14 protein-coding genes and 1 riboswitch are annotated in these 17,316 nt (G+C 38.9%); of the genes, 2 read left to right on the top strand and 12 right to left on the bottom strand.

Going from position 1 to position 17,316, the window contains the following annotated elements:
• The first annotated feature begins 329 nt into the window (after positions 1 to 329).
• Positions 330 to 1,526 (top strand): MFS transporter, encoded by a 1,197-nt coding sequence (locus tag HCH28_RS02815; protein WP_221679608.1) that lies wholly within the window; start codon positions 330 to 332, stop codon positions 1,524 to 1,526.
• A gap of 66 nt (positions 1,527 to 1,592) precedes the next feature.
• A riboswitch (TPP riboswitch) is annotated at positions 1,593 to 1,700 on the top strand.
• A 94-nt stretch (positions 1,701 to 1,794) separates the two neighbouring features.
• A complete protein-coding gene (gene thiW, locus HCH28_RS02810; protein WP_221679606.1) occupies positions 1,795 to 2,295 on the top strand; it encodes an energy coupling factor transporter S component ThiW in 501 nt (166 codons plus the stop codon).
• A gap of 317 nt (positions 2,296 to 2,612) precedes the next feature.
• On the opposite strand, the gene HCH28_RS02805 is transcribed toward thiW, so the two are convergent.
• From HCH28_RS02805 to fadH, 12 genes are all read right to left on the bottom strand, one after another.
• A complete protein-coding gene (locus HCH28_RS02805) occupies positions 2,613 to 5,210 on the bottom strand; it encodes a VWA domain-containing protein (protein ID WP_221679604.1) in 2,598 nt (865 codons plus the stop codon).
• The gene (locus HCH28_RS02800) at positions 5,194 to 6,939 is read right to left on the bottom strand and encodes a vWA domain-containing protein (protein WP_221679603.1); all 1,746 of its coding nucleotides are present in this window, start codon (positions 6,937 to 6,939) and stop codon (positions 5,194 to 5,196) included. The genes HCH28_RS02805 and HCH28_RS02800 overlap by 17 nt, the downstream gene beginning before the upstream one ends.
• Positions 6,940 to 6,950: 11 nt before the next feature.
• Positions 6,951 to 7,826 carry a DUF58 domain-containing protein gene (locus HCH28_RS02795; protein WP_221679601.1) on the bottom strand — a complete coding sequence of 292 codons (876 nt, stop codon included), beginning with the start codon at positions 7,824 to 7,826 and terminating at the stop codon, positions 6,951 to 6,953.
• On the bottom strand, positions 7,823 to 8,818 hold the full coding sequence (locus HCH28_RS02790; RefSeq protein WP_048391973.1) for an AAA family ATPase: 996 nt from the start codon (positions 8,816 to 8,818) through the stop codon (positions 7,823 to 7,825). Before HCH28_RS02790 ends, HCH28_RS02795 begins: the two co-directional genes overlap by 4 nt.
• Before the next feature lie 11 nt (positions 8,819 to 8,829).
• Positions 8,830 to 10,269 (bottom strand): hypothetical protein, encoded by a 1,440-nt coding sequence (locus HCH28_RS02785; protein ID WP_221679599.1) that lies wholly within the window; start codon positions 10,267 to 10,269, stop codon positions 8,830 to 8,832.
• A 12-nt stretch (positions 10,270 to 10,281) separates the two neighbouring features.
• Positions 10,282 to 11,127, bottom strand: coding sequence for an ABC transporter permease (locus HCH28_RS02780; protein WP_221679598.1), 846 nt, complete (start codon positions 11,125 to 11,127; stop codon positions 10,282 to 10,284).
• The gene (locus HCH28_RS02775) at positions 11,124 to 12,059 is read right to left on the bottom strand and encodes an ABC transporter ATP-binding protein (protein WP_221679597.1); all 936 of its coding nucleotides are present in this window, start codon (positions 12,057 to 12,059) and stop codon (positions 11,124 to 11,126) included. The genes HCH28_RS02780 and HCH28_RS02775 overlap by 4 nt, the downstream gene beginning before the upstream one ends.
• Positions 12,059 to 14,452 carry a DUF7408 domain-containing protein gene (locus HCH28_RS02770; protein WP_221679595.1) on the bottom strand — a complete coding sequence of 798 codons (2,394 nt, stop codon included), beginning with the start codon at positions 14,450 to 14,452 and terminating at the stop codon, positions 12,059 to 12,061. Before HCH28_RS02770 ends, HCH28_RS02775 begins: the two co-directional genes overlap by 1 nt.
• Positions 14,453 to 14,613: 161 nt before the next feature.
• Positions 14,614 to 15,501, bottom strand: coding sequence for a transcriptional regulator CcpC (locus HCH28_RS02765; protein ID WP_221679822.1), 888 nt, complete (start codon positions 15,499 to 15,501; stop codon positions 14,614 to 14,616).
• Positions 15,502 to 15,569: 68 nt separating this feature from the next.
• Complete coding sequence (cbpB, locus tag HCH28_RS02760; RefSeq protein WP_004224640.1) at positions 15,570 to 16,010, bottom strand: cyclic-di-AMP-binding protein CbpB; 441 nt, start codon at positions 16,008 to 16,010, stop codon at positions 15,570 to 15,572.
• A gap of 197 nt (positions 16,011 to 16,207) precedes the next feature.
• The gene (locus HCH28_RS02755; protein WP_221679593.1) at positions 16,208 to 16,447 is read right to left on the bottom strand and encodes a short-chain dehydrogenase; all 240 of its coding nucleotides are present in this window, start codon (positions 16,445 to 16,447) and stop codon (positions 16,208 to 16,210) included.
• Positions 16,448 to 16,510: 63 nt separating this feature from the next.
• Positions 16,511 to 17,278, bottom strand: coding sequence for a 2,4-dienoyl-CoA reductase (fadH, locus tag HCH28_RS02750; RefSeq protein ID WP_221679592.1), 768 nt, complete (start codon positions 17,276 to 17,278; stop codon positions 16,511 to 16,513).
• Positions 17,279 to 17,316: the final 38 nt, after the last annotated feature.

Here is a 17,316-nt window from a genome sequence, read left to right as displayed (position 1 = left end):
TATTAACAATAAATAAGCCATAATAATTTTGATGCCACTACTATAACAGTCGCTACAATTTATAGACCATTACAGACAGACTCACAAATTTTTTAATTCTCCTTTTATAAGAGAAATCCATCGATTGTTGTTGCTCGATTCTATAGTTCTTCTCCCTCAATTTTTATGACTAACATGTATTATTTCATCATCCTTAGGTACGCAGATGAAAACTTTTGTGGAAAACCATTCTAAATATAGAACCAGTACGATAATCTTAACTATTAGCCAAGCAATAATTCTTTATGATAGACTGTACTATATTTGATTACAAAAAGGGGGTTCATTCGATGACCCAGCAGAAGTCCAATAAGGCGGCTTTGTATATTTTAATGTTTAATATGTTTATCGCAATGGGGAGTATTGGCATTATTATTCCTGTCATGCCAGAGTATTTAAAAATATTTGGTGCAGCAGGACAAGTTCTAGGTATGCTAATCGCAACGTTCGCCTTAGCTCAATTCGTATTTTCTCCTATTGCTGGGAATCTTTCAGATCAGTACGGTCGAAAAAATTTAATTATTTTCGGTCTTATCGTAACGGGTCTTGCTCAAATCGGATTTGGCCTTGCTACAGATGTATGGATGCTCTTTTTAGCAAGATTTTTAGGTGGTCTAGGTTCCGCATTTGTTGCACCTCCTATTATGGCTTTTGTCGCTGACGTCACAACCTATGAAGAACGCGGGAAAGGTATGGGGATGTTGGGTGCCGCCATGTCTCTTGGCTTTATGATTGGACCTGGTATTGGAGGCTTTTTAGCAAAGGTAAGCTTACATTTCCCATTTTTCACAGCTGGAGCTGCAGCCATTGTAGCATCTATTTTATCTTACTTTTTATTACCTTCTACCAAACCAAACACTGCGCAACAGAAACAAAAGCAAGACAATCTGGCGAAGCAAATGGCTCGTTCCATACATATGCCTTATTTTGTTATGCTCATAATTATGCTGGTGTTCTCGTTTGGAATTGCAAATTTCCAAACGACATTGTCATTATTTGTGACAGAAAAGTTTAATTACACACCTGTAGATATAGCGATTATATTAGTTGTTGGTGGTGCTTTTGGAGTAGTAGTACAAATGTTTATTATTACACCACTGTTCAATCGTTATGGTGAAATGAAAGTAGTACTAGTTAATTTGTTTATTGCATCCGTTGCTATTTTCTTAATATTATTTGTTTCTGGCTTTGCCCTTATATTAGTTGTAGCAACAATTTTCTCTACAGCAACGACATTAATTCGCCCAGCTGTTAATACACTCATCTCAAAACTTGCAGAAAAAGAGCAGGGATTTGCTGCGGGCTTGAATAATGCCTATATGAGCCTTGGGAATATGATTGGACCTGCTTTGGCAGGTTTATTATTTGATTGGAATATGAATAGCCCCTATATTTTTGGTTCTATCATATTATTAGCTTGTTTCTTCCTTGCGCTCATCTGGACAGTGAAAAAAGCACCTCATTTAATGCATCCCGATCCAAAATAGTCTGAAAAATCATTGACTATTTTTAACAGTATGTTACATTATTGTTGATTCACTAAATTGAATAATCTTAACCACTAGGGGAGTCTTTAAAAGGCTGAGACGTATATGGTAATATACGGACCCTTTGAACCTGATCTAGTTCACACTAGCGGAGGGAAGTGGCGCTACTTGCTGTTGTCACTATATACATGCAAGGCCGCTTCCTATTGTTTAAAGGGGGTGGCCTTTTTATTTTTCCTCACCAACTTTACCAAAAGGAGTGAACTTTATGTCAATTCGTAAATTAACAGTCATGGCTTTATTAGTAGCCGTTGCTGTTGCAGGCTCTACTTTCGTATCCATCCCAACAGGAATCGCACGTGCTTACCCCGTTCAGCATGCTATTAATGTGATAGGAGCGATTATACTTGGACCCGTACCAACAGTTATAGTTGCCTTTGTCACTGCCATCATTCGTATTTTTACTGGAACAGGCTCTCTACTAGCTATCCCTGGTAGTATCATCGGTGCGTTCTGTGCTGCCCTTGCCTATAAATATAGCAATAAGATGTGGTTAGCTGGTATCGGAGAAGTTATCGGAACTGGCATTCTGGCTTCACTTATTGCCGTCCCTTACGCAAAATTATTCATGGGAACATCTGTAGCAGCATTCTTCTTCCTACCAGCCTTTTTAACATCAAGTACAATCGGCGCCATTTTAGGTGTAATGGTTGCGAGTAGCATGCGTAAAACAGAGCTAGTAAAGAGGTTTAATTCTTCTCTTTATTGAGAGGGATTGGAGGGTTTTATCTCTCTTTATGATCGGTGATGACTTTAGTTAGAGCGCTTTTCTTCCCTTTATGAGCGAGAATACCTCTACTTAGAGCGCCTTTTTCCACTTTATGAGCGGCAATGGCTCTACTTGGAGCGCTTTTCTACTCTTTATGAGCGGCAATGACTCAACTTAGAGCGCCTTTCTCTCCTTATGAGCAAAGAGCCCACTTTTTAGATCATCTTACCCGCTCTAACAAAGGGGACAACTCTCTATTCAAACAATATAAAAAAGCAGTGCAAAACTATTAAGTTTGCACTGCTGCTTCCTCTATTTTAAGATCGTTTTTTCATGCCTTTTAACAAATGTGCTACATTTGTGTCTTCTGCCTGTAGAGTTTTTTCCTCAACCAGCGGCTCTTTTTTCTTCGTATTCGTTAGGAAATTCCAACCAAAACGTCTTATGGTAATATCAATAAAGAAAAGAAGCATACTCGCTAAGAGTAGCCATGTGGCAATATTTTGCCGATCTGCTCCTTTTGTCGTAAAGTCACGGAAGACATCTTGTGGTTCCTTTAAAACAGTGCCTCCTGTTCGCTGAGTTAACTCTTCTATCAGTTGGTTATTTACAGGGAGTAGTTCGTATTCAGCACTATAAGGAACACTTAGCCCTGCCTGATAGATGGCCTGCTTTTCATCTGCTACACGGAAGAAAATTAATCCAGGTTCAGCTTGTACTACAGCTCGAACTTGGGATGCGGAAATGGTTTCAAGTTGTGTTTCTAGCTCCTCCCCTGCTTCATTTACTGCAACAATGTCTAAAAATGCAGCTTCATTTGTAGGGTCTGTAATCATAAAGGAACCATCTGCTTCCAATCTTACATCATAGGCTACATCATTGTAGCTTGGTAGCATTTGAGAAATAAGTGTTTGCCAAAATACTCCCCAATTTTGCCATCTTGCCCAATCTCCTGTCCATTTACCCGTTGAATCAGATGTAAAGGCAAATGTTTTACCAAGACCATATTGCCACTGCGCTAACACAGGATCTTCCTTTTCGCTTTCTGCTACGACAGTAGCCCCCTGTTTTGCCGTTGTCCCAATGTATGCATTCATTTGTGGGACACCATTAGCAAACAGTACGTTCCATCCTGCTGCATTATAAATTGCAGGGTAAAATGGATTGTCCTCAATATAGGTGCGGGAAATCATAGCAGTTTCACGAGATAAAATAGAAGGAATGGTTTGCTCATCTATGACATCATAGAAACGTCCACTGCCCATGTCACTAAGCGCTTCTAATAAGTTCGCATCGGCATCTTGTCCAATCGCTACTGTCGATAAGGTTATACCATCTTCTTTTCCTTCAGTAATTAAATCCTCATAGTTCCCTGCCTGTGACTGCCCATCTGTTAAGAGAATAATATGCTTACGTTGGAGCTTTAAATCAGCAAGGTTCTCGTAGGCTTTAGCTAATGAACTATAGATTTCTGTTCCCCCACCAGGTGTTACTGATAAAATAGTATCCACAGCCTCTTCTTTACTGCTAAGAGGCCCTGTCTCTATAATCTCCCATGGACGATCATCAAAGGCGATGAATCCTAATGTATCCTCGTCTCGCAACATCTCAACAGAACGTGCCGCTGCTTCCTTAGCAAGCTCAAGCTTCGAGCCTTGCATACTGCCAGATCGGTCAAGTACAATCACTAATCCTAAGGAAGGTAATTGCTCTTTGCCCTTAATTTCCATTTCCACTGGCAATAAGGTTTCGATCGGTGTTTTAAAGTAGCCGCCTAGACCAAAACTATTTTCTCCACCAACCATTGTAAAACCAACTCCAAAGTTTTTGACTGCTTGCTCAATAACACTCATTTTTGCTTCACCCACTAAATGACCTGGTACATTGTCGAAAATAATAGCATTATATTGCAAATAGCTGGATAGTTCATTTGGTAGACTGTTAGGCGCTACAACATCATAGGCAATGGATTGACTACCAAGTGCTGCTGCGATGGGTGAAGCTGTTTCATAACCATTAACGATTAATAAATGTGGTTCACTTTGAACCATTGTGACACTAGTTAACTTATTGTTTTCAAAAATAGCATCCTGACCAACTTGAACAACGGCTTCATATTTTACAAGTCCTTCAGCTGTTGCTGCATGTTTATAGGTAAACACATTCGTGCCTTCTGTCAGCTCAACTGCCTCTCGATGAATAAGCTCATCATTTTCATATAATAACAGCTCACCTTGGCCTGCTGAGGTTGCATGTATGTCTGTCACTAATTGTTGTTGCTCTCCAACATAAGCCACTTGAGGGGATACAAAGCTTTTTAGTGATACATCATTGACAACTGGTTGACTAAAAGGCTTAATATCAACACTAATATTGGAACCTTTCAACTTCGTAGCAAATTCTAAAGCATCTCCCTTTGTCTCATTACCATCTGTTAATAGCACAAGACGAGTTGCTTTTTTAGGATCTATAATCCCTGAAGCAAGCTGTAAACTTTGTTCTATATTCGTTTGATCGGTAGCTTTGATTTCAGTTAGTTTTGGTACTTCCTTTAATGTTTTAGACAAAATAGCTTCTGTTTGTAAAGTAGAGGAAAATGAATAAATGCCCGCAAGTTGTGGTTCTTTTTTTGATTGTAGGCTCTCCTGTATAAACTGAACCATCTCATCTTCCGTACCATTCATAGAAGCAGAACGATCTACTAAATAAACAATTTGTTCTTCTTTTATTGGTAATAATAGATAGGGACCTGCGAGTGCAAAAACTAAACAGCCTGCTGCCACTATGCGAATAGTAAGTACAACAATATGACTTCTTTTGAGTCGCTGCCGCTCATGAAAGTATGTCCATCCAAAATACAAAAATAAAGGAAGGAGTAACAACAATACTAACGGCATATCAATTCGTAAATCCACGACGTCGTTGCACCTCCCACTCTGAAACAAGCAATAGTAAAATAATCACAATTAGCCAAGGCACGAAAGAGGTCATCGAAACTTCTTCCTTTCCGTTGTCTGAGATATCACCTATTGTAAAGCTTGTTCCTTGTTCAATAACACGTTCTTGGGCTTGCAATTGCACAATCAATTGTTTTTCCTCATTATTTGAGCGTACCATATAAATGCCTGGCTGTTTGGGCGCAGTTAGCATACCCTTGGTAACAGACGAAAGAAATTCGTCTTCCTGCGAATAAACATTCCAGTCTCCTTGCGCTAAAGCAACTGCACGTTGTTCATTGGGTGAAAAAATCCCAAGTGACCCAACTGATTCTGTTAGCTGCTGTTCTGTACTCCATAAAAATAGTGGGAATGATGGATGTAAGGGCCAATCTGTATCAGCAATATCCGCTAAAACAACGATATCTCCTTTAGGGGAGCGTTGGATGAATGGCTCTTCTCCAACAGAAGCAATCGTTTCATAGTCCGCAAAGCCAGGATAAACAGCACTAACATAAACATCCTTTAGTTCACTAAATGCAAATAATGCATCACTTCTAGTGCTTACCGTCCCATTCGCATCTACTTTTTCTGCATCATCACGACCAAATAATACGAGGGGGTTGTCCATCTTTTCCAATAAGGCTGATTGGTTTGTGATTATTGTAGCATCTTGATTGTCAGCTACTTGCAAGGAAGGGACGATTTTTACGCCACTACTAACTGTTTGAAAACCTTTTTGTATCAGTTGATGCAAGCCTTGATCAACAATAATTTTTGACGTAGTCGTTTGTAGTAATACTGTTTGTTGATTGTCTATGTCATAATCATCTTTTGCATCAATAATAGCTGTCATGGATTTTGCTAAAGGCAAATCTTTAAATGTTTTCGTAATGGCTTCATTTGGAGGCACAACGACACTTTCTGCTACCAGCTCCTCACCCTCTGCATTATTCAATGCGAGTGTTACCTTTTGCTCGGTATTTGTATCATTATGGAGTTGTACAAGTGCCAGCGTAGCTTGTCCATCTGTCGTAGCAGCAAAGCGTGTAATAGCGATATTTGTTAAGTCTTTTGTAGCACCTCTTACTAGCCATTTCACAGAATCCTTGTCCATCGGTAATTGCTTTTTATCAAGTGTATCTGTAAAAACATAGATAGAAGTTGGTGTATCGCTCACAAATGCCTGTGCTACATCCAGCGCCTTATTCATTTCAGCAGTTTCATAGGTTACTTGTAAATCTTGAATAGCTTTTTTTATTTCACTCGTGTTGGTTTCTTGCTGTAAAACAGCTTTTGGTGTAGCGCCAGTTGTAATTAATGTGACAGGTCGACCATTCAATTCATCCATCAAGTTCAGCATTTCCTGTTTATGAGCGTCAAAGGTTGATTGCTCTTTGCCTGCCAGCATTGTGGCTGAAGTATCTACAATAAATATGGTTTGTGCACCTACAATGGTTGATTTTTTTATATAAGGATTCATTAATGCCAAAACAAGTAGCAGTAAAGCAAGCAGCTGTAAATATAGTAGGACATTTTTTTGTAAATGCTTTAAATAAGGCGATACTCGAGTTTCCTGCATAATCTCCGACCAAAAAAGTGTCGAAGAAACAGTTTGTTCTGTATATTTTTTCCGAAAGAAATAATAAAGTAGGACAATGACCGGGATGATGGCCGTCCAGCTAAATATAATTTGACTAAAGCCCAATACGGCTCACCTCACCTAATCCAATGTGCTTTTAATAATTGCTGGAAAATCGCATGTTGCAATCCATCTTCGACTTTCAATTGTAATTTTTGAACACCAAAGCGACGGCAAATGGCTTCAAATTCTTCTTCATGTAGTATGCGTCTTGCATGGTAGGACTCCAGTACTTTAGAGGACATCGTCACATTCACATCATTACCTGTTTCACGATCAAGGAGACGTACATCACCCGAATAATTTGGTGACAGTTCTTCTTGCGTTACAATTTGCAAAATACGAACATCTCCAGCGTAGCGTGGTAGCCTTTTTAATAGCTGTTCCCATTCCTCAATTGGCTCTAATCCATCTGTAACAATGAATAATACGGTACTATCTTTAGGTAAAGCTTTAAGTGCATCCTTGGCAAAACGATTAGAGTAATTAGCTTCCTCTATATCTGTTACTAGCTGTAAAAAAGCTCGGCGATACATGGTACCCTTCCGTCGAAATGGTGGCTTCACTTCATCTTGGACAAAAGAAAAGGATAGACGATCATCTCGACCTAATACCATTAGACCGAGGGAGGCCACAATTTGACGAGCAAATAACCACTTAGCATGTTGCCCCATTGATTTGGTAGCATCAAGTAGAATATGTACACGCATCTCTTGCTCATCTAAAAACCTTTTAATAAAGTATTTATCTGTACGAGCAAAGACGTTCCAATCCACTTGGCGTACATCATCACCTAAATGGTATTCTCGAAAATCCGAGAAATCAAGGGATGCCCCGAAGCGTTGAGAACGGTGCGAGCCCTTATGTTGTCCGCGTAATTTGGAGGCCGTCGCTACTTGGAAGCGACTGATTTTCGCTAACCAGTCTTGGGGCAATAAGTATTTTGCTGTCACTTGCTAATACCTTGCTGAACTTTTTCTAAAATAACATCAATCACATCGTCTGCTGTTTTTCCTGAAGCCTCCCCTTCATAATTCAACAGCATGCGATGACGTAAAACAGGCTTAGCAACAGATTTAATATCAGCTACAGAAACATGAAAACGACCATTCATTAAAGCTCTTGCCTTTGCCAATTTGATTAAGCTCTGCAAACCACGTGGACCACTGCCATACATAGCATATTGTTTAACCTCATCAAGCGCATCGGTTCTTTCAGGATGCGTAGCCACCACTAGATCAGTTGCATACTCTAGCATTTCATCAGCAACCATCACTTCCTTTACCATTTGCTGAGCTTGAATGAGAGCATCCGTATCCATCTGCTTCTGTAAACCAATTTCCTGGGCACCTGTCGTTCGCTTCATAATTTCCATAAGTTCGCTTTTTTCAGGATAGGGTACAAGAATTTTACAAAGGAAACGGTCCATCTGTGCCTCTGGTAATGGGTATGTTCCTTCCATTTCAATAGGGTTTTGAGTTGCCAACACGAAAAATGGTCTCGCCATTTTTTTTGTATCCCCTAATATTGTTACCGTTTTTTCACCCATTGCTTCCAACAAGGCACTTTGGGTTTTAGGTGTTGCGCGATTTATCTCATCAGCCAATACCATTTGACTAAAGATTGGCCCAGGTTGAAAGGTAAATTGCTGCTTCCCATCGGGTGTACGTTCAATCATGCTTGTTCCTGTTATATCTGCTGGCATAAGATCTGGTGTAAATTGAATACGTGAAAACGACAGATCCAGTACCTCTGAAATGGTACGAATTAACATCGTTTTTCCTAAGCCAGGTAAACCTTCTAACAATGCATGACCATCCGCTAATACTGCATACAGGGTATAATCAATTGCTTCTTCCTGTCCAACAATGAAGCGATGAATTTCTTCTTTAACTTGTTGTAATTTCGTACTCATATCTACATACTGTTGCTCTGTAAAGGCCATTTCTTTTCCTCCTACTGCGACTCAATTGACGTGAAATAAGATTGCACGACATTTTGTAAATCCTTCGGTAATTGTAAACGCTCTGAACTCTCTAAATAGCTGTCTTTATATGAGCCAATTACTTCTTCATATGGTCGAATAGAACCTTTTGTTATCGGACCATTTCCTTGTTGCTCAGATACATGGGAACCATCTCCTAAATTGCCACCATCTACTGATGTCTCACTTGCCCCACCAATTCGATTCGGTGTCGTTAACAAATTCCGACCGCCTTGGCCACTTCCTGCTCCTTGACCACCTTGTCCTTGTCCTTGTCCCTGTCCCTGTCCTTGACCTTGACCTTGACCCTGTCCTTGACCTTGACCCTGTCCTTGGCCTTGGCCTTGACCTTGACCCTGTCCTTGACCTTGGCCCTGTCCTTGGCCTTGACCATTGCTCTGGCTACTACCCTTTTGCTGTTGGGAACCACTTTGCGCATTATTTTGACTAGACTGGCCTTGTTGATTACTAGGTTGGGAATTACCAGATGACTGTTGACTGTTTTGATTGTGACTGCTTGCATTATTGGCACTCGCAATTGCATTTTGTAAGGAGTTACTTGCTGGTTTACCAAGTTTACTCATAGCAGTTTGTGTGGCATTTGCATTTTCTGTGAGCCCTTGCTGCATGTGGGCAAGCTCTTTTAGCTGCTCAACCTCTTCCTTCGTTAAACCTTTGCCTTCTGTTGTGCCATCTTGACTAGCCGTTTGTTTATCCTTTAATTGCTGCTCCTTTAATGCTAACTCCTTTTGCTTTTTGACAACTTCTCGTAAAGCTTCTTCTGCTGTTTCAGCCTCTTTTAAAGTATTTTGAAGTTCTTGCAATTGCTCCTTTACTTCTTTTGTTTCCGCCTTTTTCTCTAATTTAGCGATTTCCTTCTTCATATCTTCGATAACTGCCTGCTCCTTTTCAACCTCTATTGCTTCAATTTGCGTAGCTGCTGGGAACATATAAAGAATAGCTAGAACAACTGTTGTAATAAACAATCCGATAAACGCCTTTGGACGAAATAGATTTTTCTTTCGAGCCTTAAAGTCTGCGAAAGCTTTTTCAGCATTTTGCATCGCTTTCGATAATAATGATTGAACAAGAGGATCCTGATCATCTTTAAATGATAAAGCTGTCACTAATTCATTATGTGAGAAATAATGATCCAGTTTATGCAATGCCTCTTTCTCTTTGACCCGCTTCCACCAAATATAAGCTATAGTTGCAATAATAACGGTAATAAAGGCACCTAATGCTATTTGGCGATAATATGGCCAGATAAATAGTCGGGAAATAAGTACGAGAGAAGCACTCGAAAGCAATGCCAAAAACAAACCGTATTGTGCAATGGGAATGCTTCTTTCAAGAGTTAATCTCGATTTTGCACGCTGAATATATTTTCGTAATTGCTTACGACGCTCCATACCAATTCCTCCTCATCGGTTACTTTTCATGTTGGCACGTAATTTTTTAATCGCAATGGTTAAACAAAGTACAATGATGAATACATAGGCAATTAAATAAGTAATCCATACAGGTAGTTCTACACCCGAAAGCTCTGCTAACGTATCTCCCATCTCTGGAGAAATAAGGGTCAGCATCAAGGCACCTGGATTAATAGATGCCCAGAAATAGGTCATAAAGGAGGTACCTGTTCCAATGGCATTACCCATTTGATGAAAGGCCATTGTTAAAAAGAAGAAGAATGCTGTAATACCTCCTAAGAAAATGATTGAGCCATATGTGGCAATCATGGCAACAATAGTTCTCTTAGTAATCGTAGAAAACATCACACCTATACTACCTATTGCTACTACAGTGACTAAATAAAATAAAAATATAGAAATAAGCTGTGAAGGCGACACACCACCGAATAGAAACACTAGACTGTATAGTGGTAATCCCGCTACCAGCATCAATACTAGAAATGCTACGGAGGATAGTAATTTTCCAATAACAATTTGTGTAGAACTTTGTGTCGTTGTTAATAAAATATTTAATGTTTGCTTTTCACGCTCACTACTGATAGCACCTGCAGTCAAACTTGGTGTAATGAAAAGAACTAATGCCATTTGCAAGATGGTTAGCACAGCAAACATCATAAAGCTTGTCTCTGGTTTAAAGAAGCCTCTGCCAGTAAATTCAGTTGTAAGCAATAAAAACCCTGCAATGAAAATACACAGTACCGCTAAATAAAACATTAAACCTGAAAAGCTTTTAAAAGAACGGAAGCGTAACTTCAATTCTTTAACAAGTACTGGATTGTGAAATCTTTCCATCATTGATTGTCCGCTCCCTTCGTAATCGCCATAAAGACATCCTCTAAATCCTTCTCTTCTTCACTTAATGCGTAGATTGGTAAATCTGTAAGCATAGCTTTTTTTAGCAATGCCACCTGCTCAGCATTTGTTCCTCGATAGTTAAAGGCTATTTCTAAACGATTTTCAATGACATCAATTGATGAAATATGCGGATCTTCCTCTAAAAACGCTCGTACTACATCCAATTGATCTGTCACTTTCAACACAATACGCTTTTCTCCTTGTAGCTGGGCCTGAATCGCGGCTACATTTCCATGTGCAATTAATTTACCATTATCAATAACACCGATTTCATCACACATCTCAGCAAGCTCAGGCAAAATATGCGACGAAATTAAAATTGTTTTTCCCATAGACTTTAAGTTCCGTAAAATATCTCGCATTTCCACACGAGCACGTGGATCTAGTCCTGATGCAGGTTCATCTAGAATCAGTACCTTTGGATCATGGATAAGTGCACGAGCTAAACATAAGCGTTGCTTCATACCACGTGATAATAAATCAACATATTCATAGCGTTTACTTGTTAAATTCACTAGTTCTAATAGTTGTGGAATTAACACTTGACGCTCTGCTAATTGGAGACCGTAGCTCGCTCCATAAAAATCTAAATATTCGTCTACTTTTAACTGATCATATACACCAAAGAAATCGGGCATATAACCAATTTGCTTTCGAACTTCTTTTGGTTCCTTCACAACACTTTTGCCATTTATCAGAGCATCTCCTGAAGTCGGTGACAATAGTGTAGCTAAAATAGAGAATGTCGTTGATTTCCCTGCTCCATTTGCGCCAACAAATCCAAATACAACGCCTTCTTCTAAAGATAAGTTTAAATGATCTAATGCTGTAAAGGAGCCATATCGTTTCGTTAAATCACGAATTTCAATCATTATTTTGCCACTCCTTTCAGCTCTATGTCTGGTAACTTCGTTTGTTCTCCTGATGGGTCGGGACCATATTTGATTTCAATTCGAAGCTCTCCATCTTGATTAAAGTATGTTGAAACCTTGTCTGTAAACACTTGCTTTGTATCGACTAAAGGCTCATATATATTCGTTTCATTATTCCAAATGGATAGCTGCATACGTGAGACATCCTTATTAGAAATTGTCAGCTCATTGAGTGATTCAACGGCATCCATAAATTGATCTGGCATGGTCATCGTTACTTCGTACAATCCTTCAGATAGGTACCATTTATTCAATTCTTCCTCGATCTTTTCATAATATCCATTAGCTGATAGTGGCTCTACTGAATACGAGAAGTTATTACGCTTCATTGTAAATGGTCCTGTTAGTTCAACTTTTCCTTTAAATGGTTGAACAAGCATCGTAATTGGTGACATATTGGCACTTGTTTCTAATTCAACACCTACCACAGCTTGATCTGTCCAAGCTGTAAGTATTGGCTGGTTATCCTTTTCGATAAGCGGCAATGCTAAAGTTTTCATTCGCTCAATCCGCATTGGGTTTACCTCATCCTTTTTCGATGGGTAACTATAATTATAATTATTGAAAATAGATGGTTTTTGAAGAACTGTTGTTTTCAGTTCCTTATTTACCTGTAATGTTCCGTTTGCTTCAATATCACCTAGTTTTACTTCTTTCACACCAGAGATTAATGTGACATCTTTTAATGCGAACGGGAAATTATTTTTAACTGTTCCTGTTAGTTGTTCATTTTTCAGTGTTATATCTATATCCATCTTTCCGATATTTTGTGCTGATGTTTTTCCACCAAAGGATTGCACAGACCAGTAGCTTAAATCACGTAATGTTAGTGTTGAACCGCTAGCATTTTCTTTTACATAAGAAGATTCATGTAATGGTCCCATCGTGCCTGTGAAGTTATTATAATTTCTTAATGCAACGGCAGTTGTATTTTGGTCAGCATTGACCACAAAATCCCCACTGCGATTCGTTAAAATGGATTCTACATAATAGCCATTTACACTATTGTCTTCATTTACTTTATAGAATGCAGATTGCTGAACTTGTGGCTGAACAATACGATCCTTCGCTCCGACAATAAAAAGAACAATGGAAAGAACAACAGAGATAGAAGGTATTATCCACCATGCATGCTCACGCTTGTCCGCTTTTTTCAAGACAAAATAAAGAATTGGCCCGATTATTAAAATATAAAGAATAATGACAATAAGCATATAGCTTACTGATACTTCGAAAGATGGAAATAGTTCATTAATGGTACGAAGTTCATAAGATATTTGATCGAGAGGAGATTGTCCCTGTCTCATCATTCCTTGCTGGGAAATACTTTGAATATTCATCACTTTGGCTAAAAGTGCTCCGTAGCCGTCCATAGAAGCAAGTGGTTGATCACCTAAAGAGAAAGTTGTTTGAATCACTTCCCCGCTACCCACTTTTTTCTTTGCTGCTAACATTGCATTATTTTCTGTTAGTACAGGTAAACTTCCTTCACTACTAGTAGCTGCGTAAACTGAAATCGGCTGTGTAAAAATGCCGCCTCCTGACAATTTAGTTAAAGCTTCTGCAGAAATCGCAGTCATTTCTTGTGATAATGACAAAGGTAAATACTCTTTAAAAATCCCTGCTGTAGCATTGATTTGGTCAGCAGCCCCTAGAAGCAAGGTACCACCATCCTGTACCCATTTTAGTAATGCTTCTTGTTGTTTCTGTGTTAAATCAGCAATAGCCACTTCATCTACAACAATGACATTGGCCATCGCAAGTCCCTGCGAGTCTTCTGGAAGTGTATAATCTTTTAATTGATTGATATTAAATACTTCCACATTACTTTGAGCTACAAATGTTGATAAACGTAATAGTGCTGAAAGTCGATCACTTTTATCTGTTAATGTATAAATGAATGTTGATGAGGGGTCTAAAAAATTTGATTGCAGACGTTTAGTTCCCTTATAGGCAATCTTTTTTCCTTTTTCAATGTTTCCCTCATAAAAGGCAAATAAATCTGTGTCCGAATAACTATAGTCAGCTAAACCATCAAGATAGAAAGAAAATGTCTTTTCCTCTCCTGCTGCTATATCAATTGGAACGACAAGTGCTGAAGCTGCCTCATAAGAATTTGATGAATTAATCGCCATATCTCCTGAGAAGTCAGCTCCATTATTTTTCACTGTAACTTGGAGTGGTACTACTGATTGATATTTCGCTTTACCAGAAACACCAGCTGTTGCTTTCACCTCTAGCGTAGCAGCAGCACTCGCCTGAGTTGTAGGCAAGATAAAGCTCATTACAAGCATGACTAGTAAGGTCAGTGCCGTCCATTTTGTCTTTTTCAAAAGCTCAACCCCTTTTTATGTAAATAGATGGTTACATAATTATACGATTTATATTGCATTTTGTTCCATTTCTTATGTTATCTTCATTAATATTCATAAACTCTTAAGAATTCTACAATGCAAAAAGGCAACTCCAAAACACCCTAGAGCTGCCTGATATTCTATTTAGTATAATCAAACAAACACCGTGCATGATCCTGCACTACTTCAACAAACGCCTCTACTTGTCTTAATTCAAAAGAGGATTCATAACCAATTAGCCAAGTATCGCGTGTAAGACCAAACTCTTTTTCATCATTTGATAGAGGGATTTTATGAATGGCATCGTGGTCATTTAACGTAATAGAAGGTAAGATCGCATAACCGATACCATTTAAAGCCATTTGCTTACAAATTTCAATTTGATCCACTAAAATTTGTTTTCTTGGATTTGAAGCAAAATGCTGCTGCCACCATTGTTGAATTTCTTGATAATAGTTGGAATCACTCTTATATTGAATAAATGGACGGTCTGTCTTTAACACATCTTCAATTGTTTTAACCTCTTTGTCCACCAAATAAAGAGTATCTCTGAAAAGGTGGATCTTTTCTCCTTTCCAGTCAACTTGGCCTCGTACAATACCTACATGTGCCTCGCCCTCATAAAGAGCTTTCACAATTTCAGAACTCCAGCCCGTCATCAGTGATATTTTAGCCTCTGGATATTTTGACACAAAATCCTTCAAAATTTTTGGTAGCCAGTTCTGACCAACAATGGATGCACAGGCAATTTTCAATGTCCCATTTACCTTTGTCGTTAAGGATTGAATCGTTTCAAATATTTCTTCCTTTTTGGCTAGCATTTCCTTTGCATAAGCAATAACTTGTTCACCAGCAGGTGTTGCTGTTAAACCTTTTTGTGAACGAATAAATAATTGGGCACCCCAGTCTTTCTCAATTGTTTGTAATCGTTGTGAAAGAGCTGGTTGGGATAAAAATAGACGCTCTGCTGCTTTCCGCATATTGCGTTCTTCAGCTAAGATTTTTAAAATTTCTGCCTCTGTTGCCATCAATCTGTAAACCTCCAATACAAGCAAAGAGGGCCTCATGATTTTCATCTGAGTTCCCTCTTAAGCTACTACTCTTTTTGATAAATATATTTTTTCAATTGCTTTAAAATAACACGTCTTGTTAATATCCCTGCGAATGTACCATCTTCGTCCACTACACATAAAAAGGCGTGGTTAATAACTAAATCCAAAGCACGCTGGAAAGTATCCGTCAGCTTCAATACAGCGATCTCTTTTTCCATAATAGAGTCAACCTTAATATCAGGTAGCTTTTCATATTCAATATGCTCAAGTCCAAGAATCGATTCGGTAATCATTTTCATGCTAAGTAAACCTTGAAGTCGATATTTTAAATCTAATACAGGTATGGACGAGTACCCTGTACGTGTTAGTACAAGGAGTGCATGTTCCGCACTATTTCCACTTTGTACATGCGCAACTTTTTCAGAGGAAATGATAAAATCACTAATTGGCATTGCTAATAAGTCTTTGCTGTTAGTTGAAATCATGAACTTCTTCTCCTTTTCTGTCCTCACTGTGTAGAACAGTCCTTCCCTTTCATCATATCACAACTTTTCTATGTATGACCATGACCAGGCCGAGAAGAGTTTTTCATGAACAATGAATTATTTTAGCCTTTACAGCAAAAACTTAGAATATCTTCATCCAGTCAAGTTTTTCGTGACCGAATGAAGATGGTTCTTAACTAATAGCCAGCCTTACTCCAGTAGTAAAAAATCATGATCCCTAAAAAAAGCAAAAAAATTGAATAGACCCAAACAATTGGGTTCAAAATCGTTGCATACTCTTCAACCGTTTCTGAAATCGGAGTATCCTTTTCAGACTTCCGTTCAGAAGTCATCTTTGCAATTTTCAACGTGTATACAAAGGAAATTACACAAATAATTATCATAGCAATTAGAGCTGGTATTAACCACATACCCATCGGCAAAACTCCTTTCTTTACCCTTAGTATGCGTCAACCCAGCTATTCGTTATGCAAACTTTTTTAGAATGGATATTGATTGAGCCACTGCCCACCATCCAAAGTTACACATTCGCCATTCATATAACTTGCTTTGTTAGACATCATAAATGTAGCTAAATCAGCAATTTCTTCTGGTGTTCCTATTCGGCCTAGTGGAACAGAATCTAGTGTACGAGCTGCCGCTGCTTCTGATTCCCAAAGCTTATCGGCTCCACCAGTACGCTCGATTGGACCCGGTGCAATAGCATTAACCCGAATCCCATACTGTTTCCCCCACTCAACAGCTAGCGTTCTCGTCAATGATAGTACCCCTGCTTTTGCTGCAGCAGAATGGATCACACCTGCTCCTGCATTCCAAGCATACGTCGCTACCATATTTAATATAGACCCATTGATCTTATGTTCAATCCAATACTTGCCTACTACTGAAGAACAGTAGAATGTACCATTTAATACAATATCTACGACAGCCTTCCAGCCATTCGGTGATAAATCCTCTGCACGTACAATAAAATTACCTGCTGCATTATTCACAAGCCCATCCACTTGACCAAATTTTTCAATAGCAAATGCGAGCATAGCCTCAGCATGCTCAGGTACACGTACATCCATTTGGAATGTCTCAATAGAGGGACCAGCCTCAGCTATAAATTTCTTTGCCTCTGCTAATCGTTCTTCATTACGACCTGTTATGACAACATTAGCTCCCTCAGTCACGAACTGCTTTGCCATATACAGCCCCATGCCACTTGATCCACCCGTAATAATAATCGTCTTCCTTTGCAACATTCCATTTCCCCCTTCGTTAAAAATGAATGATGATTCAC

The organism is Lysinibacillus sp. K60 (assembly GCF_019731275.1).
Classification (GTDB): Bacteria; Bacillota; Bacilli; order Bacillales_A; family Planococcaceae; genus Lysinibacillus; species Lysinibacillus capsici.
Note: the sequence above shows the minus strand (reverse complement) of the source record. Positions and strands in the feature narration are given on the sequence as shown.

What these genes read in the sequence shown, in the direction of transcription:
- HCH28_RS02790 (WP_048391973.1), bottom strand. Translation starts at nt 8,818, where the DNA reads ATGGCCTTTACAGAGCAACAGTATGTAGATATGAGTACGAAATTACAA.
- HCH28_RS02755 (WP_221679593.1), bottom strand. Translation starts at nt 16,447, where the DNA reads ATGGGTATGTGGTTAATACCAGCTCTAATTGCTATGATAATTATTTGT.
- cbpB (WP_004224640.1), bottom strand. Translation starts at nt 16,010, where the DNA reads ATGATTTCAACTAACAGCAAAGACTTATTAGCAATGCCAATTAGTGAT.
- HCH28_RS02775 (WP_221679597.1), bottom strand. Translation starts at nt 12,059, where the DNA reads ATGATTGAAATTCGTGATTTAACGAAACGATATGGCTCCTTTACAGCA.
- HCH28_RS02815 (WP_221679608.1), top strand. Translation starts at nt 330, where the DNA reads ATGACCCAGCAGAAGTCCAATAAGGCGGCTTTGTATATTTTAATGTTT.
- HCH28_RS02780 (WP_221679598.1), bottom strand. Translation starts at nt 11,127, where the DNA reads ATGATGGAAAGATTTCACAATCCAGTACTTGTTAAAGAATTGAAGTTA.
- HCH28_RS02785 (WP_221679599.1), bottom strand. Translation starts at nt 10,269, where the DNA reads ATGGAGCGTCGTAAGCAATTACGAAAATATATTCAGCGTGCAAAATCG.
- thiW (WP_221679606.1), top strand. Translation starts at nt 1,795, where the DNA reads ATGTCAATTCGTAAATTAACAGTCATGGCTTTATTAGTAGCCGTTGCT.
- HCH28_RS02765 (WP_221679822.1), bottom strand. Translation starts at nt 15,501, where the DNA reads ATGGCAACAGAGGCAGAAATTTTAAAAATCTTAGCTGAAGAACGCAAT.
- fadH (WP_221679592.1), bottom strand. Translation starts at nt 17,278, where the DNA reads ATGTTGCAAAGGAAGACGATTATTATTACGGGTGGATCAAGTGGCATG.